This is a genomic window from Aneurinibacillus sp. UBA3580, assembly GCF_002375825.1.
Classification (GTDB): Bacteria; Bacillota; Bacilli; order Aneurinibacillales; family Aneurinibacillaceae; genus Aneurinibacillus; species Aneurinibacillus danicus.
Map to the genome: position 1 here is coordinate 4,763 of NZ_DFMZ01000091.1, position 19,475 is coordinate 24,237.

The window sequence follows — 19,475 nt, forward strand, 5'->3', positions numbered from 1 at the left end:
AGAGCGAATCGGGAGTATATCTATAATGGCAGCGAAGCGACGGGGTACGGCTGGGCCGGTCAGGTCATTGGCCTGATTAATGATGTGCCAACAGTGCAGAAGCTGTTTGATGAGATGATTGCACAGGCGGAAGAAGAACGCAAACGGTTGGATGCGATTTTCGGCGCCAGGGTGCGCGGATAAGAGAGAAGGGTTGGGAGACGCATTCCCAACTCTTTTTTCCCTCCATTTGTAAGCGAGTTTTTCTTAATTATGTCAGAGAAAGCCGATACAGCGGCAGCAGTGTTTCAATTGTACTCTTTGCACTATGTAAAAATTCGTTTCCGTCCTTAAGTATCGGATCGCCCGCCTTTATATGACGTCCAACAAGAAATTCAGCTTTTTTAACGTTACGGAAGCGATCAAGCATCCCTTCAAACTCTTTGCTGCTTACATCACTTACCGCAACCGCCTCTTTTTTTGTATGGTCAAGCGAAATAACAAAGTCCTTCGGAATGAGCGCTTTTACACTGTCGATATTATCGATAAACTTTTGGGCAATCTCCTTTTTATATGGGAGTTCGTAAATGAACGCCAACCATATGAAAACGTGATCGTCAAAAAGTCCAACTTGAAAATGAGGGTGTGCTTTGTATCCGCGTTTGTTATGAGAAATGGCAAGCCACGAATCTTTCGGAGGGTTCACGGTGCGCCGCGCATGTTTGGCGATATGCAGAAACATTTCGTTTCCTAATGATAATGCAATGTCGTTCTTTAATTCTTCACCGATCGCTCTAAACTTCGGTTGAATCCGTTCCCGAATCGCTGCCATGCGAGCATCAAGGCCCTCGATTGTAAATATAGCAAAATCCTCTTGAGTAAAGCCGTCAAAATTCATAAGTACACATCCTTTCCTGCCAGCGTTTTGCATAGGAGCGGCCAAACTGTTCTCATCGTACCATATGCAGCATAAGATGTTAACAACCCGTATTAACAATAAAAACAAGTTGCTTTTATGCAGAATTCACGATATAATAACTTTAATAAAAATAATATTCTAAAAATTCCGTGAACGGAGGGGTGGCAATGCACGCGTTTGAACAAATTGAGTATAGCGATGTAGCTTTATGGTTTAATGAGAAACAGGTACAGGAACTGGTCGCACTACTCGTCGAAGCGGGCATGAGAGTCGCCTGGAAAGAAACAAAGAAATATTTTACCCTCTCCGTCGAGGCGGAACATGAAACACACTGGCTTACCTTCCGTAGAATCGGCGCGCGCTATCGCTTGCGCGACCGCCATTACAATATAGCCGACCCGCGGTTCGAGAAAGTTCTACAGCATTTCATTGAACAGGCGAAGGGGCACGCGATCGTTAAAGTATTTTCTGGCGGACAATTGGTTGTTCAGAAAATCCGTTACGGGGAGGCCGAACAAATTATCAAAATTTCCGGCGCCTCCAAAGAAGTCATATTTGAAAAGGAGTGCTCTGTTTCTATGGAAGAAGTGATGGCAGCGTTTCGCCGCCGCGACGCTGAAGAACGGATTCCGGTATTGACACTTGAGATTGACTACGAGCTTGCCGTACTGCACGAAGCAATGGATGCGGGAGATGCAGAGACCATTGCCAGATGTAAAGAGAAGCTTGCCGTGCTGCAGCAAGAAATGATTATGCTGGAAGTGTAGCAGAAAGCAGGAAACCGCTTTCCATTTGGAGAATATGTTAAGCATACTTCACTCGAAGTATGCTTTTTTACGTTTTGGTTGTCGCATACTAACAGGGAGTACATTTTGACTTGCGGAGGTAGACCATGAAAGTAAAAATCTCAACGGAAACGATTTCTTCCATTGCAGCCGATTGTCTCATCGTCACATACTGTGAAGATCAGGATACGGTGAAAGGATACGCAAAAACCGTCGATACAGCCCTTGAACACCGCATTTCACAGCTTATTGCGGAAAAAGAAATCCGGGGAACCTTCGGAGAAGTCACCCTACTGCACAACTGGGGTAAAATTCCCGCCAAGCGTACGATTGTGCTTGGGTTAGGCAAAGAAAAAGAGCTGACGGTCGCTAAAGTACGCGATGCTATCGGTATTGCCGCCCGCTATGCACAAAAACGTGGCATCAAAAACATAACGTTTGGCGTCTCGAACTATTACGTAGAAAAACGATTTTGGAATCCGGTCGATATTGTTCAGGGTGTCGTAGAAGGTGTGGAGCTTGGCACCTATACATTCGCCGGCTATAAAAAGCGCGACGAACAGCCTTCCAAAATCGAAGAATTTATTCTGGTCGTTAGTGATGATCTTGAACAAAGCGCCATTCAGGCCGGTCTCGAGCGGGCCGATGTGGCCGCGTACGCAACCAATCTCGCGCGCGATCTGGTCAATGAGCCGGGCAACAAGATGACGCCGGCTATTCTGGCGGAGCGGGCGCGCGAAGTGGCGCATCGCCGTAATATGGAAGTGAAAGTGTTAAACAAAGCGGAGCTTGAAGAGCTTGGGATGGGTGCGCTGCTAAGCGTAGGTCAGGCGAGCGCCAATGAGCCGAAGATGATCGTGATGAAATATAACGGCGCATCCGATAGCAAAGAGGTGCTGGGATACGTTGGAAAAGGAATTACGTTTGATACTGGAGGCATCCAGGTGAAGCCGGACGAAAATATGGGAGAGATGAAAACGGACATGGCCGGAGCGGCCGCCGTTATCGCCGCGATGGACGGTATCGGTGCGCTACAGCCACATGTTAACGTAATCGCCGTAATCCCGACGTGTGAAAACATGATTTCTGGCAATAACTTAAAACCGGCTGATGTCATTACTTCCTTCTCCGGAAAAACGATCGAGGTGGTACATACGGACGCGGAAGGACGCCTTATTCTGGCTGACGGCGTAGCGTATGCAAAGCATCTCGGCGCGACCAAGCTCGTCGATGTGGCGACGCTTACAGGCTCTGTTATCTCCGCCCTCGGATACGCGGCTACCGGCGTCATTACGAATAACGAAGAGTGGCTCGAAGACGTGAAAGCAGCGGCGCGTATCGCAGGAGAGAGGGTATGGCAGCTGCCGAATTTCGAGGAGTACCAGGAATACATTAAGAGTGAAATCGCAGACCTGAAAAATGACGCCGGACGTCCGGCCGGCTGCATTCAGGGAGGAATCTTCATCGGGGCATTCGCCGAGGATACCCCGTGGGTTCACCTTGATATCGCAGGTACGGCCACGACAGACAAGGACAAAGGGCATAATCCGGCCGGCGCTACCGGCGTAGCGGTGCGTACGTTGATTCAACTTGCGATCCGTTTCTGAGGAAAATAAGAAAAAGAAGCGGCTTATCGGTCGCTTCTTTTTTGCTGCGTATCGTTTTCTTTTTTGAACTGCTCCAGCCCTTTTTTGAATAGTTCCAATAAGACATCATGCTGCGTTTTACTTTTAACATAACTGCGGATTACGTTAATTTCCTTCACTAATTCGGCATCCAGATGCAAGTTTACGGTCTTTCCTTTTTCTTCATTCAGGATTTCGAAGCCATTTGCAAGCGGTTTGAGAATTCCGTTTACTTTTACTTCGCTTGTAAGGAGCACTTTGTCGGGAATCGTTAATTTTTCCCCCTCAATCACGATGGTCCTGTTGTCTTCCGTAAATTTTAAATTAAATCCGTCTACTGACCCTTTATTTGCATCCCTTATTTTTCTTGCAATTAAGATATTTTCGTTTGTGTTTTTGATTTCAATACTCACCATCGTTTTCCGCACCTTTCAATTGCTTCTCGTCAATATTGTCGATTATCGTGTAATCCTGTAGCTGAATTTTGTATAAAAATTGTCCGTTTTCCATACGAACATCTATTACCACAGCGGAGAAGGAAGCGTTTTCTGTAGAGTACAGAACTTCATCCAATACATTGTAATAAGGAGCGATGTATCCCCTGTTATATAAAAAAGAAAGTACTGTTGATTTTCTATACAGATTTCGCTTTTTCCCCTGTTTGGTTTTTAAGGCCCAGAAATGTTCACGCTCGTCAATGACTTCGCCGAGATACCCTTCGTCCGTCCAGCGTTTAATGGTTGACATATTGATGAGTTTTCCGGAGCGGTTTTCTACATAATCGATAATTTCTTTGGAGGACATATATTGTTTTCGGCGTTCTTGTTGATTTTTGTACTCGGTTAATTTTTCTTCAAGTTCTGCAAGCAGGTTCTGTTTTTCTTTGATTTCTTGCTTAAGGTTTTCGATACGAACTTCTAAGTCCATTTTACGGTATCCTTTCGCAAATGCCGATATTCTGGAAACCCAATGGTATTCCCTCTTTATTTTATCAAAGATTGCTTTTCCCTCAACCTCATTTCCTGTTTACCGGATAATAATCTGAACACCTATTAAAATATTTATAAAAGCAATCAAAAATGTTGATAAATTATTTTTGGTATAATATTATTAATATAAAGTTCTGAATATTTAGCCAAAACATGAACTTATTTTACAAGGAGGAGAGCATATTGAATCATCACGCCTCTATTTCCACCGAGAAGCTCAAAAGAAACTTTCAGGAAGTTGTTCCCGGTTTGCGAGAGAAAGATGCAATGGATGAAGCCACTCGTTGTCTTTATTGTTATGATGCTCCTTGTATTAAAGCTTGTCCTACCGGTATTAATATTCCTTCTTTTATTAAAAAGATTGCCTCCGGAAATATGAAAGGTTCTGCCCGCGTCATTATGGAGGCAAACCCGGTAGGTGCAAGCTGCGCAAGAGTTTGTCCCACTTCGGAGCTCTGTGAGGGAGCCTGTGTGCTGAATCACGCTTCTTCTCCGATTATGATCGGTCAGCTCCAGCGCTATGCCACGGATTGGGCGATGAAGAATCGTGTGACATTATTCGAAAAGGGAGAAAGCAATGGAAAAACCGCAGCTGTAATTGGAGGTGGACCAGCTGGACTGTCTGCGGCCAGGGAGTTGGCCCGGCTAGGCTATAAGGTGACGATATACGAATCAAAAGCGCAAGCGGGAGGGCTGAATACGTACGGCATTGTGTCGTTCCGTTTGCCGCAGCAGGTTGCCCTGTGGGAAGTTGAACAGGTAGAGAAGCTTGGCGTTACCATTCTTACCAATATAACTGTAGGAAAAGATATTCAGGTAGATGAAATTGTGAATGAGTATGACTACATTGTGTTAGCCGTAGGCCTTGGCAAAGTGCCTTCCCTCGGAATTGAAGGAGAAGAATTGGATGGCGTATACGATGCCATTCAGCTTGTTGAAGATACGAAAACCAGGCCTCTCGAGACACTTTCAGTCGGCAAGAGAGTGGTCGTTATCGGTGCGGGAAACACCGCAATTGATGCGGCTACGTGTTCACGTCGTCTTGGAGCAGAAAGAGTAACCATGATGTATCGCCGGACAGAGAATGAAATGACAGCTTACGATTTCGAGTACGAGTTTGCCAAGCAGGAGGGTGTCGAGTTCAGGTGGCTTGTAACGCCTAAGCGCATTATTGGGGACGAGAACGGAAGGGTAAAGGCACTTGAATGCGTACGCATGGAGCTTGGCCAGCCTGATGAGTCGGGACGTCCGCGCCCGATAACAGTCGAAGGATCGGAGTTTACAGTTGAAGTTGACAGTGTAATTAAGGCGATTGGACAGAATAAGTTGCTTCCTCTTATTGAAGCGATAGGCCTTGAACATGTTCAAGGAGTGGTTAAAGTCAACGATAATCATCAGACATCCAATCCGAAAGTCTTTGCGGCCGGTGATTGCATTTTCGGTCTGGGAAACGCCGAAGCCATGGTGGTTGATGCGGCGGAGCAGGGCAAGAAGGCTGCGTACGGAATTCATAATGTGTATCTGTCTACAAAAAAAGAAGCCACGGCATAAAACTACATTTGATTAAAATCAGGGGGGTATCTTTATGGCTGATTTACGGATTAACCTTGGAGGAATTCAGGCGCCGAACCCGTTCTGGCTCGCTTCGGCCCCGCCGACCAATACCGGCTACCAGGTTGAAAGAGCATTCGAGGCAGGGTGGGGTGGGGCGGTCTGGAAAACGCTCGGCGACCCGATTATCAACGTAACTTCCCGTTTTGCTGGTTTAAAGTACAACGGACAAACGATCGGATTTAATAATGTTGAATTAATTACCGACCGTCCGCTGGAAGTGAATCTGAAGGAAATGAAAGAGGTAAAAAGAAAGTTTCCGAATCATGCGCTCGTTGCTTCATTGATGATGGAACCAAACCGTGAAAGGTGGCATGAATTGGTCAAAGCGGTGGAAGACGTCGGGGTGGACGGACTGGAGCTGAATTTTGGGTGTCCGCACGGCATGGCTGAGCGCGGTATGGGTTCAGCAGTCGGCCAGCACCCGGAGCTGGTACAGTTGCAGACCGAATGGGTGAAGGAAGTGGCGCAAACCCCGGTCATCGTGAAGCTGACGCCGAACATTACGGACATTCGGTATACGGCACGGGCAGCCAAGCAGGGCGGGGCGGATGCTATTAGCATGATTAATACGATTAATAGTCTTATGGGGGTCGATATCGATACGTGGAATCCTATTCCGCATATTGATGGAAAGGGGGCGCATGGCGGATATTGCGGTCCTGCGGTCAAGCCGATTGCGCTGAATATGGTGGCAGAATGCGCCCGTGACCCGCAGGTTAACCTTCCGATTTCCGGTATTGGCGGTATTTCGAACTGGCGCGATGCCGTCGAATTCATGCTGATGGGTTCGTCGGGTATCCAGGTATGTACTGCCGCTATGCTGTATGGTTTCAGAATTGTTGAGGATATGATTGAAGGGCTGAACAATTATCTAGATGAACGGGGCATCGAATCAGTCATGGAGATCGTCGGAAAATCAGTGCCGCGCTATTCCGAATGGGGAAATCTAAACCTTAACTACAAAGTGGTGGCCCGTATTGATGAAGAATCCTGTATCAACTGCAATCGATGCCATATCGCTTGCGAAGATACATCTCACCAATGCATTGATATTATACAGGCGGAGGATGGCCGCGAAAAACTGACCGTGCGGGAAGAGGATTGTGTAGGATGCAACTTGTGTTCGATAGTGTGTCCGATCGAAGACTGTATTACGATGATAGAGATACCGAGTAATCAGCCGCCGCTTACATGGAGAGAGCACACAGCCTTAATGAATTCGGCGCAATAGAAAAGGGGGAGTAGCGAATGGCAAAAGTAATTAAAGGGGGAACTGTCGTTACCGGTTCGGACATTTATGAAGCAGATATTTTAATTAAGGGGGAAAAAGTTGTTTCGATCGCCAGCAATATCGAAACATATGGAGCCGAAATCATCGATGCGAAGGGATGCTATGTGTTTCCAGGAGGAGTTGATCCGCATACTCACTTAGATATGCCATTCGGTGGAACGGTAACGGCGGACGACTTTGAAACGGGGACGCGCGCCGCTGCTTTTGGCGGCACGACTACGATTATCGACTTTTGTTTGACGCAAAAAGGAAAACCGTTAAAAAATGCGGTGAATGCCTGGCATAAGAAAGCGGAACAAAAGGCCGTCATCGATTATGGCTTCCACCTTATGATTAGTGAAATGAACGATAATGTGCTAAGCGAACTGCCGGCCATTATTCAGGAAGAGGGGATTACTTCCTTAAAGCTGTTTATGGCCTATAAAAATGTATTTCAGGTCGATGACGGAACGCTTTTTCAAACGCTCACAAAAGCGAAGGAACTGGGTGCACTGGTACAGGTTCATGCGGAAAACGGGGATGTCATCGAGTTACTGGTGCAAAAAGCGCTGGAACAAGGGAATACGTCTCCTTATTACCATGCGGTAACCCGTCCACCGGAAGTGGAGGCGGAGGCGACGGGAAGAGCCATTGCGATGGCCGCGCTTGCCGATGCTCCGATTTATGTCGTACACGTATCGTGTGCGGCCGCAGCAAATAAAATCAAGGAGGCACGGGATCAAGGGCTAAAAGTGTGGGGGGAAACATGCCAGCAATATCTTGTCCTTGATGTGACAGACTTACAAAAGCCCGAATTCGAAGGCGCGAAATACGTCTGGTCGCCACCGCTCAGAGAGAAGTGGAATCAGGAAGAACTGTGGGCGGCTTTGCGCAACGGAAGTTTGCAGACGGTAGGTTCGGATCAGTGCTCTTTTAACTTCGAAGGCCAAAAGGATCTCGGAAAGCAAGACTTTACCAAGATTCCGAACGGAGGGCCGCTTATTGAAGACCGTTTCTCCATTTTATATTCGGAAGGCGTGCACAAGGGAAGAATCGGATTAAATACCTTTGTAAACACGGTATCCACCAATGCCGCAAAATTGTTCGGTCTCTTTCCGAAGAAAGGAACGATTGCCGTGGGAAGCGATGCCGATATCGTTATCTTTGACCCGAAGGTGGAACGTACGCTTTCCGCTTCTACCCACCATATGAATGTAGACTATAACCCTTTCGAAGGAATGAAAGTGGTAGGTGAGCCGGTCGTTGTCCTTTCCAGGGGAGAAATCATTGTCAAAGACAACCAGTTCCACGGTCAAAAGGGTAGAGGACAATACGTAAGCAGACAACAATTCAAGCAATATTAACGATATTCCATATCAGGCGATTCAAGGAGGGGTTATCATGTCTAAAGAGGTTGTCATCGGTCTAATTCAAGCGAGTCATGATGTACACGGGGATGAACCGGTGGAAGTGCATAAAGAAAAGGCGGTTGAGAAGCACCTGGCACTTATTGATGAAGCGGTAGCCAAGGGAGCGCAAATCATCTGTTTGCAGGAGATTTTCTACGGGCCTTACTTTTGTGCCGAACAGACAACAAAATGGTATGCAGCTGCAGAGCCTATTCCGGATGGGCCTACGACGAAGCTGTTTCAAGAAATCGCGAAGAAAAACGACGTGGTCATCGTACTGCCCATTTATGAAAAGGCGGCAGAAGGCGTCTATTACAATACAGCCGCCGTCATTGATGCCGATGGAAAGTACCTTGGGAAATATCGCAAGAAGCATATTCCCCATGTGGCGGCAGGTGAGGGGGGAACAGGCTTCTGGGAAAAATATTATTTTAAGCCGGGCAATGAAGATTATCCGGTATTTAACACGAAATACGCAAAAATCGGTATCTATATTTGCTATGATAGGCACTTCCCTGAAGGAGCTCGTCTCCTTGGATTAAATGGAGCGGAAGTTGTTTTTAACCCTTCCGCAACCGTAGCGGGCACATCGGAATATTTGTGGAGACTGGAGCAGCCCGCACATGCGGTTGCTAACGGATTTTATGTTGCGGCCATTAACCGCGTCGGTTTTGAAGCACCATGGAATATGGGAGAGTTCTACGGGCAGAGCTATCTGGTCAATCCGCGTGGGGAGTTTGTGGCAATGGGAAGCCGGGACAAAGATGAAGTAATTATCGGGATAATGGATCGCAATGTTATTCACCAGGTGCGAGATCAATGGCAATTTTACCGTGATAGGCGTCCGGAAACCTATACGAATCTTACCGCTCAAATATAATATAGAGGGACTAGAGGGAAGCGGTTTCCGCTTCCCTTTATTTATTTGAAAATAAAATAATTTCGTAAAATACCGAATTGAGATGAGGGGAATTTTGTGTTATAGTTTTTTCAGATTTTTTATAATTGTATAGTGGGAGCTTGTTTTGAGAGAGTTCATCATCTTCTGCGTAAAGAGAGATACAGACAGGTAGGAGGAATGAATGTGAGGTGTTCTTACTCTGATACGAAGGAGGAGAACAAGGAATGGAAGAACGTGTAGTTGCCTATAGGGGAATCTGTCTGTCGGAAGCTATGGAAGTCATTAGGAACCAGAGGTACTTTGCCGCAGAAGAAAGGAAGTTTTGTAATAACATTGAGATTAAGGCGGTATTCGGGCCGGGTGTATATCTCGTCAGCGATTATACGGTTGCTGCGGAGTACGCATATTGCCATGCGGAAGCAAATGGCGATAAAGGAAGTGTGGTCCGCCAGTTGCTTTGTCTGCAAAATCCGTTGTGGCTGGATGGTCATTTCGGCGAAAAGGAGGTACGAAACCTCGCGCTGGCATGGAAATATCCAGACGGAACGCCGGATGAGGAGATCTTGACGCAGGATAGCACCGAGCTAAACCGCCGGACCGGAAACGTAATCCGGGAGTATGTTATGGAACTTGGCCATGATGGAATTGTCTACAAAATCGACGATAACCTAACGTATTATATCGCTTATTGTCCGGATGAACAGATTAGTGCTGTACAATTAGATTTTGTTTACGAGATCGAAGAACTTCAGGCCTGTACGTTTTCTGATTTGCGGATTCGGTACCGGAGAGATGCCGAAGAAACGCAAGTCTAAGAATAAAAAGCCTCCCTGGACGCATTTCAGCGAACCGGGGAGGCTTTATGTTTCGTGTTATTTTACGACCGCTTCTGTGTTAGCGGCGGGAGAAGAAACAGAAGTTTCATTTGTAAATTGAGTAATGGCCTCGTATTCCTCTTTGCTTAGCACACTCTTGTCATTTCTCATGAGATACACATACGCGAAAATGGAAATGAACAGACCGAATGTCCATGCGTTCTCCCACATAAAACGAAGCGGAGGGATAAATAGTCCCAGAACGGGGATGGCAACCCCGATAAGGAGAGCGTACACGCCGTTCATATTGAAACCGGACGTATAATTATAGCGGCCGTCAGGCATGTACAGATCTTTCAGCGCCATTCGTCTGCGGCGCACGAGCCAGTAATCGGCAATGGCGATCCCGTCGATCGGCCCCAGAAGCGCTCCATATGTTCCAAGCCAGCCGAAGATGTAGTTGCCGAAGTTGGACATGATGTACCAGGGCTGCATTAAGATGGCGAATAAACCGGTAATGATAGCCCCCATGGCAAAGGTGATGCGCTTCGGATAGAGGTTTTCAATGGCGCGGGCCGGCGCTACTACATTGGCGCCTATGTTAATCGTGATAGAGGAGATAACAATGACCAGCGTTCCCAAAAAGATAATAAACGGAGGGAACTTGGCGAGCAAAAGAACCGGGTCCCAAATCGCTTCACCGAAAATCACCAGCGTAGTGGAAGTTACGGCAATGCCGATGAAAGAGAATAGGCCCATGGTAATGGGGAGCGAAAGACTCTGCGACACAATTTGCGCCCTTTGGCTTTTGGCGTAGCGGCAGAAATCCGGGATGTTTAACGCCATGGTGGCCCAAAAGGCGATGACGCCGGTCAAAGAAGGGAAAAAGTACGTTAAGAATTCACCGGTGGAGGTAAACTTGGAGGGCGCGGACAGCATAGGTCCCCAGCCTCCCGCCGAAGTGAATGCCCAGATGAGCAGAATGATCGCCGAAACACCCAGAACGGGAGCGGCAATACTGCTTAGTATTTTAATCGCTTTCGGTCCTTTATAGGCGATTCCTATATTTAATAACCAGAATAAAGCAAACACGATGGCGGTATGAAAAGGAATCCCCTGCCAGAGGGAAAAGGAGGCGGATAATAACGTATCGATCGCTCCTGCTCCAATCCATACATTGATGCCAAACCATCCGGCAGCGACGATGGCCCTGGCCATTGCGGGAATATGCGCCCCTTTTGCACCGAACCAAAGCCGGGCAAATACGGGGTAAGGAATTCCGAACTTGGTCCCGGCATGAGAATTAAGCAGGATGGGGATGAGCACAATCACATTGCCGAGGAAAATGGTGAAGATTGCTTGATACCAGTTCATGCCGAGGCTAATCATTCCGCTCGCCATCGTATAGGTGGGGATACAGAGACACATGCCAATCCATAAAGCGGCGAAGTTAAATCCTCTCCATGAATGTTCTTCGGTCGTAGTGGGACGCAAGTCTTCGTTCCATAGCGGACTGTTTTTCATTTGCTGTGAGACTTCAGGGGGCAGCGTAACGATACCGTTTGTTTCGATTTGTGTTTTCATGATTCTCCTCCTTTACGGAATATATAAAGAAAGGCAAAAAGGAAATAGGGGAGAAGATATAGAGTGTTTGGATGGTTGATTCCTCCTTTCATATTTATAAAGCAATTAAAAATTAAGGATATATTTTTTTATTGCTTAAAAAATATATCCTTCAGGTTCGATTATAAGTATTCAGTTAGGCGTGGTCAACTAAATATTCTAAAAATTTAAATAAATAATGAGAGATAATCTACCCGTCTTTCTTTCTCAATAGGTCATAGAATAGTATGGCCGTTTCAATACACAGGCGTTTCTCCTGTGCTAAATAATCGTCGCCCAGCAGTTCCCGGCATTTTTCCAAACGATGGTATAGCGTTTGCCGGTGAATGAATAACTCCTGCGCCGCCGATTGTTTGGAACCCATGTGCTTTAAATAAACGCGCAGCGTTTCGAACAATTGAGCGTTGTTGCTTTTATCGTAGTCTAACAGTGTTCCGATATGATTGGTGATAAAATCTTGAAGGAACACCTTGCTTGTAACTTTAGAAGCGATTTGGTACATGCCGAGGTCTTCATAGAAATAATGGCCAGAAATTGTTTGGTTTATCTTAAGTACCTCTTTCGCTTCTTCAAAACTTTCTTTTCCTTTTGTTATTTGTGCTTTTGCTTGACCGAATCCGATTGCCGCCTGTACGTCGCCTTCAAACATATGCAGCATTGCCTGTTCGAACTGTCCGATGAACTCCTTTACCCGTTCTTTCATTGAGTACCTGCCGGGCGGTTTCGTCGTCAGGCATAGCATATATAATTTTTTTTCTTCCAGCATGAGAAGTGCTTGCAGTTCCTGTTTTCGTAAAAGGGAGCGAACGAGTAACACGATATCCTGATATATCGATTCTACGCTTTCCCCTTCATAGCGGAGCGTGGCGTGATTTATGCTGGCGATGCCTGCCATACAAAGAAGCGAACCGGCAGGAGAAACGGGTATGCCGATTTGCTCCTGCGCTTGTTCTTCGTCGCTAATCGTGCCCTGCAGAAGATTGATAAGAAATCGTTTTTGTCCTTCCTGTCTTTTTTCTTCCAAAAACAGACGGCGCAGCAAGAAATTTGTTACAGACTTTACCGTATAGTCAAGAGACATCAATAATGATTCGGAGACTTTCTTTCCGCTGATTAATAGACCGATATAGGAAACGGTTTGTCCCAGGAAGGTGACGGGCTGGGAAAGGATGAAACGATGCGCATTCAATTGCAGCACGCCCGCCTGACGCGAAGAAAGGGGGGCCTTGGCCAACGCTTCCCGGTATAAGGTAACAATATCCTCAGCTTCCGACGGACTGCTGATTGGCGCAAATAAACTTTCACCGGAGGGGGAGTAATAGACAACCTGATGCGAAGTATGCCTGTGCAGAGCGGCAAGAATGGGCCTTATGCCCGCCACCTGCACTGTGAGCCGCTGCAGCTCCTGTGAGAAGGCGGTAAGATTCCGAAGGGTTTCCAGCTGATGGTTTACCAGAAGGGAATGAATCTCCTGGGTAATCTCGACAAAACGGATGCGCTTAGTAAAGACGATAAGAGGAAAGTCGTGCTGGTTTGCAATTGTCAGCATGTCCGGCGGAAGCTGCGAAAAGTAGTCGCCGAGTTCGATACACAGTCCGGCAACTCCGTGCTGGATTAATTCTTTTAGGTATTCTTCCCGTTCTTTTTCATTCGTTCCAACAAGCCCGAGACCTGTAGATAAGATTAAGTCATCCTTATTAATATATAGGCCGGCATTTTTGATATCGACAATGTGCACCCAGCCTATGTTACGTATTGTGCCGTTTTGCCCGGCAACAACTTTAGCATGTCTGAACAGTGGGCGCTTTAGCACTTCCGCGATGCTAATCATCACTTTCCGCTCCTTTCCCCGGATTGATTTTACACTTTGTATAACTACTCTGTATATTATCAGACAAAGTGTATAATGAAAATTTTCTGAATTATCATTAATATTAAATATAGCAATAAAAAAAGGAGTGAAAACAAAAATGAGTACACAGCAGGTAGAAACCTTCTTACTTAAAAATTTTATAAACGGGAGCTGGGTTGATGCCCGAACCGATCGATTTGAAGAAGTAATCAATCCTGCTACTGACGAAACCATTGCCAAAACTCCGCTTTCTTCGCGTGAGGATGTTGCACAGGCGGTGGCGGCTGCTAAAGCCGCGTTTGAGGGATGGAGAGAGACCCCCATTACCGAGCGCAGCAAGCTGATGTTTAAGCTTCATGCCCTTTTGCTGGAACATCAAGAAGAATTAGCCGAGCTAATTACAAAAGAAAACGGAAAAACGTACCATGAGGCGTATGCGGAATTGCTTCGCGGTTTTGAGTCGGTTGAATTTGTCTGCGGTCTTCCGACGCTGATGATGGGAGACAATCTTTTGAACGTGTCCCGGGGCATCGATACGCAGATGGTGCGTTTTCCGCTTGGCGTAGTAGCGGGCATTACCCCGTTCAATTTTCCGGGAATGCTTCCGCTGTGGATGTTTCCGCTGGCAATTGCCTGCGGCAATACGTTTGTTTTAAAACCATCGGAGAAAACGCCGTTGAGTGCCGTGCGTATCGTGGAGCTGGCGCAAAAAGCAGGCGTGCCGGATGGTGTTATCAATATTGTGCATGGCGCGCATGATGCGGTGAACGGTCTGCTGGAACACACGGACGTCAAGGCGGTTTCTTTTATCGGCTCCCAGCCAGTGGCGGAATATATCTACAAAACGGCTTCGAAGCACGGCAAGCGCGTACAGGCACTGGCAGGCGCAAAAAATCACCATTTGGTTATGCCGGACGCAGATTTGGACAAGACAGCGGAAATTCTGGTAAATTCGGCATTCGGCTGTGCGGGCGAACGCTGCCTGGCCGCGAGTGTGGTGGTGGCCCATGAAGCGATCGCCGATAAACTGGCGAAGAAAATCGTTCAGTATTCCGACAGGCTGGTTATGGGGCCGGGAGAAGACCGCAGGAATGAGATGGGACCGGTCATTCGCCAAAGCCAATTGGAGCGAGCGCACAGCTATATTCAACAAGGAGAAGAGAGCGGAGCTAAACTTATCCGGGATGGCAGGGAGGAAGGGGCAAGAATTGGCAAAGGCTATTTTCTTGGACCGACCGTGTTCGATTATGCCCATCCGGATATGAGCATTATTAAGGATGAAATTTTCGCCCCGGTTCTTAGCATGGTGCGGGTCCAAAGCTTCGATGAAGGCATAGAAACGATAAGCAAATCCCGTTTTGGCAACGGGGCCTGCGTCTATACGAACAGCGGTGTATACGCAAGGGATTTTGTACAACGAGTGGAAGCGGGTATGGTCGGAGTCAACATCGGCTTACCGGCCCCGATGAGTTTTTTTCCGTTCTCCGGATGGAAAGATTCTTTCTACGGCGATTTGCATGCGAATGGAAAAGACGGGGTGGAATTCTATACCAAGAAAAAAGTAGTGACAACACGCTGGTATAAAGGGGATGAAAACTCAATCGGCCAGAAACGGGACTTTGTAAAATAAACGATAGACTAAAGAAAGGAAGGAGCAATATGGATAAAGAGCAGAACTCCGTACCCGCAGCCGGAACATGGAATAAAGAAGAACTGCTGGAAAAGGACCGGGAAAGGTTGTGGCATCATATCTCCCCCCACAATCCAAATCCGGTTATCGCGGTGGCGGGAGAAGGAAGTTGGATTACCGATATTGACGGAAACCGTTTCCTGGATGGCATGTCCGGTCTATGGTGCGTAAATGTAGGACACGGAAGGGAGGAAATTGCAGAAGCGGCTGCGGAGCAGATGAAGACGCTCGCATTTTTCCCGCTGAACCAAAGTCATGTTCCCGCTATCCGGTTGGCCGATAAAATCGGTGAATGGCTTGGGGGAGATTACCGCATTTTCTTCTCAAATTCCGGGTCTGACGCTAATGAAGTCGCCTTTAAAATCGCCCGCCAGTACCATAATCAAAACGGAGAACCGACGAGGCACAAATTCATCTCCCGACATCGGGCCTATCACGGAAATTCCATGGGTGCGCTCGGAGCTACAGGACAGGCGAACCGTAAAATTAAATATGAGCCGCTCGGAACAGGATTTCAGCATGTACCTCCACCGTATTGCTACCGCTGTCCGTTCGGCAAAGCGTACGGAGAATGCAGCATCGATTGCGCGCGAATCTACGAAGACGTCATCAACTGGGAAGGGGCGGAAACGATAGCCGGAGTTATTCTCGAACCCGTGATTACTGGAGGAGGCGTGATTGTACCGCCGCCGGAGTATTTATCCAAGGTGCGGGAGATTTGCGACAAATACGGTGTACTATTGATTGTTGATGAAGTCATTTGCGGATTCGGCCGCTCCGGAAAAAGGTTCGGCCACCAAAATTACGGCGTGGAGCCGGATATCGTCACGATGGCCAAGGGAATTACTAGCGCCTACTCACCGCTTTCTGCCACGGCTGTTCGGGCCGGATTGTATGAAATCTTTAAGGAACAGGGGAAAGACAATCACTTCCGCCATGTGAATACCTTCGGCGGAAATCCGGTTTCCTGTGCTGTAGCATTGAAAAACATCGAGATTATTGAAGAAGAAAAACTGGTAGAGCGCGCGGAGTATTTAGGAATGCAATTGGAGCATAAGTTAAATGCGCTGCTGGAATGCCCCAATGTGGGCGATATTCGTACTTTCGGATTCATGGCCGGCATCGAAATGGTCGAGAGCAAACAGACAAAACAGCCGGCTGCGCCCGCAAAAGTCGCGCAGGTGCTGGCCGAATGCAAAAAAAGAGGGTTGATGATCGGAAAGAACAGTGATACCGTACCGCAATATGAAAATGTTCTGACTTTATCGCCGCCTTTCGTAACAACGGATAAGGAATTGGATTTCATTGTGGCAACTTTGAAAGAGGCGTTTGCGACGCTGTTGATAAAAAGCAGCACCGTATAGGTTGTTTCAGGCAATCAATATAGGGAAGCGGGGAAAAGAATTGATAAATATATGCAGCGAACGATTGGAGAAACGGATTAGCGAGCTGGCGATAATTGGCCGGATCGAAGAAACGGGGGTTTGCCGGCTTGCGCTATCCAAAGAAGACAAACAAGCTGTGGAAGCCGTAAAGCAATGGATGATCGAAGCCGGGATGACCGCACATGTTGATCATTTTGGAAATCTCATCGGACGGCTGGAAGGGAAAAATCCTACCGCCCCTGTCCTTATGATCGGTTCACATATTGACTCTCAACCGTATGGCGGGCGGTTTGATGGAGTAATCGGAGTGCTGGGCGGCATTGAAGTGGTGCAGACGATGGTTGAAAATGGAATGATTCCCGATGTTCCGATTGAAGTAGTGGCATTTTGTGATGAAGAAGGGTGCCGCTTCAACAAAGGGCTGTTCGGTGTTCGGGGAATTCTTGGCAAGCTGGAGCCGGGAGAATTAGAGCGCAAAGATAAAAACGGGGTGACAAGAAGGCAAGCTCTTATGGAATTTGGCTGCGATCCCTCCCGCTTTCATGAATCGGAATATCCAGCGGGCAAAATCGGCGCATATCTGGAATTGCACATTGAACAGGGGCCGGTACTGGAAGCGCTCGATTCCCCTATTGGCATTGTAACCGGAATTTCCGGGCCGCTGTGGCTTACGGTGGAAATGGTGGGGTTCGCGGGACATGCGGGATCGGTCCCGATGCCGATGCGCCGGGATGCGCTGGTCGGCGCCGCCAAAGTGATTACCCGCTTACATGAAATCGCATCCCGTGATCCCGAGAACCCGACGGTTGGAACTGTAGGAAGCGTTCAGGTATTTCCGGATTCACGCAACATAATTCCGGAACGGGTTGTTTTTACGGTTGATTTGCGGGACATTAACATCGAGCGTCGTGACCGTTATGAGGCTGAATTAAGGCAGGCAATTGAAGAAATCGCCCGCGAACACGATTTAGCTTATACGATTCAGGAGGATACCAATAGCGAGCCCCGTTACTGCGCCGAATCGATAATGGAGATAATGCGTGCGGCATGCAGAGAAATAGGGGTTGACGCACCGGAGTTAATGAGCGGTCCGTTTCACGACGCGCTGGCCATGTCCTATGTATGTGACTACGGTATGATTTTCGTGCGCTGTAAGGAAGGCATAAGCCACAATCCGAAAGAATTCTCCACTTATGAAGATATTACCCTCGGAGTGGAGCTGCTGTATAAAACCGCGTTAAGAATGGCCGTTTCCGGCGTTATGCTTGACCGCTGACACTATTGTGTCGGCGTTTTTTTTGTTGGTTAAAGTAGAACCAATTGCAAAAAAGCGTAACATCGTTATGGTCATGAGGGTTTTCCTGAGATAAAATAAATTCGTTATGGATTTATTGCAGTGAAAGGATGGGTACAACCTTGGAGGTATGGTTCACGAAAGAAATCGTCGCCGGCATCTTCGGTCTTCTTCTGATTCTGTTCCTTGTGCTGTTTATTTGGAACATTATCCTTAGCGTGAAATTCGGTCGACTAAAGAAGCGATTTAGACGGATGGCGCAGGGAACATCGAAAGATAACCTGGAACAAATGCTGGAGAAGCTGTTCGATCGGATGGAAGCTCTTGAAGCATCCCAGCAGGAAGTGGAACGCTTGACGGAAATCATGCATACAAAGGTGAGGGAGCAGAAAGGACGACTCGGCATCATTCGTTTCTCCGCCTTTGAGAACGAGGGCAGTGATTTGAGTTTCTCGCTTGCGCTGGTGGATGACAATCAAGATGGGATGGTAATGACGAGCATTTACGGTCGCCACGAATCCCGTGTATACGCCAAACCGGTAGAAAAGGGATCTTCATTGTACGCGCTATCGGAAGAAGAACGGCAAGCGCTTGCTATGGCGGTAAAAAATAACGTAAATCCCGAATAAAAAAAGTATTGCATGTTGGTCACATTCGTGTTATTTTATTTCTCGTTAAGTAAAGTTTATCTTAGATTAGGAACCAGGATTCACTTAAAGGGTGGGAATGTTCATCCCTCACTCGCCCCCGTGGTGAATGACGTAGGTCCTAGCGATGTTTACACTACTCATCCTAGGAAGGGGGAGCTGGAAGATGGAATACTCAACTTTCGGCAGACATGTGGCAATTGATGTTTGGGGAGTCGACTTCGGGCTTTTAAACAACGCGGATTTTCTGAAGAATCATATGGTGGAAGCGGCAGAAGCGTGTGGCGCAACCGTTCTGTCCGTGCAAGCAAAGCAATTTGAGCCACAAGGCGCTACCGTATTGGTTATGCTTTCAGAAAGCCATATCTCCATTCACACGTATCCTGAGCGAGGTTTTGCTGCCCTTGACTGCTACACATGCGGTGAGACGGTGGATCCGCAGATTGCCATTGATTACATGGTTTCCGTTTTGCAACCGGAAAAATACTATGCGAAGAAACTGATTCGCGGTGTAGGCGAGATGGAAGTCGCTACACCGGAAGTAAATCGCAATTATGTTCACGCGTAATAAAATTAAGCGAAAAGAGAGGCTAAGCGCCTCTCTTTTTTTCTGTGAAAATCGTGAGAAAAGAAGGAGGGAAAGAGGAAATGAGATCCGGGGAAGAAAAAGGCGTTCGC

At 47.3% G+C, this 19,475-nt stretch carries 17 protein-coding genes and 1 pseudogene; 13 read left to right on the forward strand and 5 right to left on the reverse strand.

All coding sequences use genetic code 11. The features are described 5' to 3' along the window. Positions 1 to 183 (forward strand): annotated as a pseudogene (locus B2899_RS13320) (nitronate monooxygenase); the annotation flags it as partial. 67 nt (positions 184 to 250) lie between these two features. Here the strand turns inward: B2899_RS13320 and B2899_RS13325 are convergent. After that, positions 251 to 877: a YktB family protein gene (locus B2899_RS13325; protein ID WP_146808087.1), complete on the reverse strand. Its 627-nt coding sequence runs from the start codon at positions 875 to 877 to the stop codon at positions 251 to 253. 188 nt (positions 878 to 1,065) lie between these two features. Here B2899_RS13325 and B2899_RS13330 point away from each other — a divergent pair, with 188 nt between their 5' ends. Together B2899_RS13330 and B2899_RS13335 are read left to right on the forward strand one after the other, a co-directional pair. Beyond that, entirely contained in the window at positions 1,066 to 1,665 is a 600-nt protein-coding gene (locus B2899_RS13330; RefSeq protein ID WP_146808086.1) for a hypothetical protein, read from the forward strand. Positions 1,666 to 1,790: 125 nt separating this feature from the next. Continuing rightward, positions 1,791 to 3,290, forward strand: coding sequence for a leucyl aminopeptidase (locus B2899_RS13335; RefSeq protein ID WP_146808085.1), 1,500 nt, complete (start codon positions 1,791 to 1,793; stop codon positions 3,288 to 3,290). 23 nt (positions 3,291 to 3,313) lie between these two features. Here the strand turns inward: B2899_RS13335 and B2899_RS13340 are convergent, their stop codons facing one another. Both B2899_RS13340 and B2899_RS13345 read right to left on the reverse strand, forming a co-directional pair. Continuing rightward, entirely contained in the window at positions 3,314 to 3,724 is a 411-nt protein-coding gene (locus tag B2899_RS13340) for a hypothetical protein (protein WP_286886455.1), read from the reverse strand. Further along, the gene (locus tag B2899_RS13345; RefSeq protein WP_146808083.1) at positions 3,711 to 4,235 is read right to left on the reverse strand and encodes a hypothetical protein; all 525 of its coding nucleotides are present in this window, start codon (positions 4,233 to 4,235) and stop codon (positions 3,711 to 3,713) included. Before B2899_RS13345 ends, B2899_RS13340 begins: the two co-directional genes overlap by 14 nt. Before the next feature lie 215 nt (positions 4,236 to 4,450). Between B2899_RS13345 and B2899_RS13350 the strand changes: the two genes are divergently transcribed. The 5 genes from B2899_RS13350 to B2899_RS13370 all read left to right on the forward strand — a co-directional run bounded on the left by B2899_RS13350 (position 4,451) and on the right by B2899_RS13370 (position 10,306). Further along, the gene (locus tag B2899_RS13350) at positions 4,451 to 5,848 is read left to right on the forward strand and encodes an NAD(P)-dependent oxidoreductase (RefSeq protein WP_146808082.1); all 1,398 of its coding nucleotides are present in this window, start codon (positions 4,451 to 4,453) and stop codon (positions 5,846 to 5,848) included. 34 nt (positions 5,849 to 5,882) lie between these two features. Next, on the forward strand, positions 5,883 to 7,142 hold the full coding sequence (preA, locus tag B2899_RS13355; RefSeq protein ID WP_146808081.1) for an NAD-dependent dihydropyrimidine dehydrogenase subunit PreA: 1,260 nt from the start codon (positions 5,883 to 5,885) through the stop codon (positions 7,140 to 7,142). Positions 7,143 to 7,159: 17 nt separating this feature from the next. Then, on the forward strand, positions 7,160 to 8,545 hold the full coding sequence (hydA, locus tag B2899_RS13360) for a dihydropyrimidinase (protein WP_286886458.1): 1,386 nt from the start codon (positions 7,160 to 7,162) through the stop codon (positions 8,543 to 8,545). 37 nt (positions 8,546 to 8,582) lie between these two features. Further along, positions 8,583 to 9,470: a nitrilase-related carbon-nitrogen hydrolase gene (locus B2899_RS13365; protein WP_286886459.1), complete on the forward strand. Its 888-nt coding sequence runs from the start codon at positions 8,583 to 8,585 to the stop codon at positions 9,468 to 9,470. A 245-nt stretch (positions 9,471 to 9,715) separates the two neighbouring features. Further along, a complete protein-coding gene (locus tag B2899_RS13370; RefSeq protein WP_286886461.1) occupies positions 9,716 to 10,306 on the forward strand; it encodes a hypothetical protein in 591 nt (196 codons plus the stop codon). A gap of 57 nt (positions 10,307 to 10,363) precedes the next feature. On the opposite strand, the gene B2899_RS13375 is transcribed toward B2899_RS13370, so the two are convergent. Both B2899_RS13375 and B2899_RS13380 read right to left on the reverse strand, forming a co-directional pair. Further along, complete coding sequence (locus B2899_RS13375) at positions 10,364 to 11,890, reverse strand: NCS1 family nucleobase:cation symporter-1 (protein WP_146808077.1); 1,527 nt, start codon at positions 11,888 to 11,890, stop codon at positions 10,364 to 10,366. Between the two features lie 229 nt (positions 11,891 to 12,119). Next, on the reverse strand, positions 12,120 to 13,760 hold the full coding sequence (locus B2899_RS13380) for a PucR family transcriptional regulator (protein WP_286886463.1): 1,641 nt from the start codon (positions 13,758 to 13,760) through the stop codon (positions 12,120 to 12,122). 139 nt (positions 13,761 to 13,899) lie between these two features. On the opposite strand from B2899_RS13380, the gene B2899_RS13385 reads away from it, so the two are divergent. From B2899_RS13385 to speD, 5 genes are all read left to right on the forward strand, one after another. After that, positions 13,900 to 15,411, forward strand: a complete 1,512-nt coding sequence (locus B2899_RS13385; RefSeq protein ID WP_146808075.1) for a CoA-acylating methylmalonate-semialdehyde dehydrogenase — start codon at positions 13,900 to 13,902, stop codon at positions 15,409 to 15,411. A gap of 29 nt (positions 15,412 to 15,440) precedes the next feature. Beyond that, positions 15,441 to 16,835 (forward strand): aspartate aminotransferase family protein, encoded by a 1,395-nt coding sequence (locus B2899_RS13390; protein WP_286886466.1) that lies wholly within the window; start codon positions 15,441 to 15,443, stop codon positions 16,833 to 16,835. A gap of 43 nt (positions 16,836 to 16,878) precedes the next feature. Further along, positions 16,879 to 18,132: a M20 family metallo-hydrolase gene (locus tag B2899_RS13395; protein ID WP_286886475.1), complete on the forward strand. Its 1,254-nt coding sequence runs from the start codon at positions 16,879 to 16,881 to the stop codon at positions 18,130 to 18,132. Positions 18,133 to 18,272: 140 nt separating this feature from the next. Next, on the forward strand, positions 18,273 to 18,779 hold the full coding sequence (locus B2899_RS13400) for a DUF4446 family protein (protein ID WP_170230063.1): 507 nt from the start codon (positions 18,273 to 18,275) through the stop codon (positions 18,777 to 18,779). Positions 18,780 to 18,963: 184 nt separating this feature from the next. Then, a complete protein-coding gene (gene speD / locus B2899_RS13405) occupies positions 18,964 to 19,365 on the forward strand; it encodes an adenosylmethionine decarboxylase (RefSeq protein WP_146808072.1) in 402 nt (133 codons plus the stop codon). Positions 19,366 to 19,475: the final 110 nt, after the last annotated feature.

Excerpts from the sequence above, each read along its gene's own strand:
- B2899_RS13325 (WP_146808087.1), bottom strand. The coding sequence starts at position 877 with ATGAATTTTGACGGCTTTACTCAAGAGGATTTTGCTATATTTACAATC.
- B2899_RS13330 (WP_146808086.1), top strand. The coding sequence starts at position 1,066 with ATGCACGCGTTTGAACAAATTGAGTATAGCGATGTAGCTTTATGGTTT.
- B2899_RS13335 (WP_146808085.1), top strand. The coding sequence starts at position 1,791 with ATGAAAGTAAAAATCTCAACGGAAACGATTTCTTCCATTGCAGCCGAT.
- B2899_RS13340 (WP_286886455.1), bottom strand. The coding sequence starts at position 3,724 with ATGGTGAGTATTGAAATCAAAAACACAAACGAAAATATCTTAATTGCA.
- B2899_RS13345 (WP_146808083.1), bottom strand. The coding sequence starts at position 4,235 with ATGGACTTAGAAGTTCGTATCGAAAACCTTAAGCAAGAAATCAAAGAA.
- B2899_RS13350 (WP_146808082.1), top strand. The coding sequence starts at position 4,451 with ATGAACTTATTTTACAAGGAGGAGAGCATATTGAATCATCACGCCTCT.
- preA (WP_146808081.1), top strand. The coding sequence starts at position 5,883 with ATGGCTGATTTACGGATTAACCTTGGAGGAATTCAGGCGCCGAACCCG.
- hydA (WP_286886458.1), top strand. The coding sequence starts at position 7,160 with ATGGCAAAAGTAATTAAAGGGGGAACTGTCGTTACCGGTTCGGACATT.
- B2899_RS13365 (WP_286886459.1), top strand. The coding sequence starts at position 8,583 with ATGTCTAAAGAGGTTGTCATCGGTCTAATTCAAGCGAGTCATGATGTA.
- B2899_RS13370 (WP_286886461.1), top strand. The coding sequence starts at position 9,716 with ATGGAAGAACGTGTAGTTGCCTATAGGGGAATCTGTCTGTCGGAAGCT.
- B2899_RS13375 (WP_146808077.1), bottom strand. The coding sequence starts at position 11,890 with ATGAAAACACAAATCGAAACAAACGGTATCGTTACGCTGCCCCCTGAA.
- B2899_RS13380 (WP_286886463.1), bottom strand. The coding sequence starts at position 13,760 with ATGATTAGCATCGCGGAAGTGCTAAAGCGCCCACTGTTCAGACATGCT.
- B2899_RS13385 (WP_146808075.1), top strand. The coding sequence starts at position 13,900 with ATGAGTACACAGCAGGTAGAAACCTTCTTACTTAAAAATTTTATAAAC.
- B2899_RS13390 (WP_286886466.1), top strand. The coding sequence starts at position 15,441 with ATGGATAAAGAGCAGAACTCCGTACCCGCAGCCGGAACATGGAATAAA.
- speD (WP_146808072.1), top strand. The coding sequence starts at position 18,964 with ATGGAATACTCAACTTTCGGCAGACATGTGGCAATTGATGTTTGGGGA.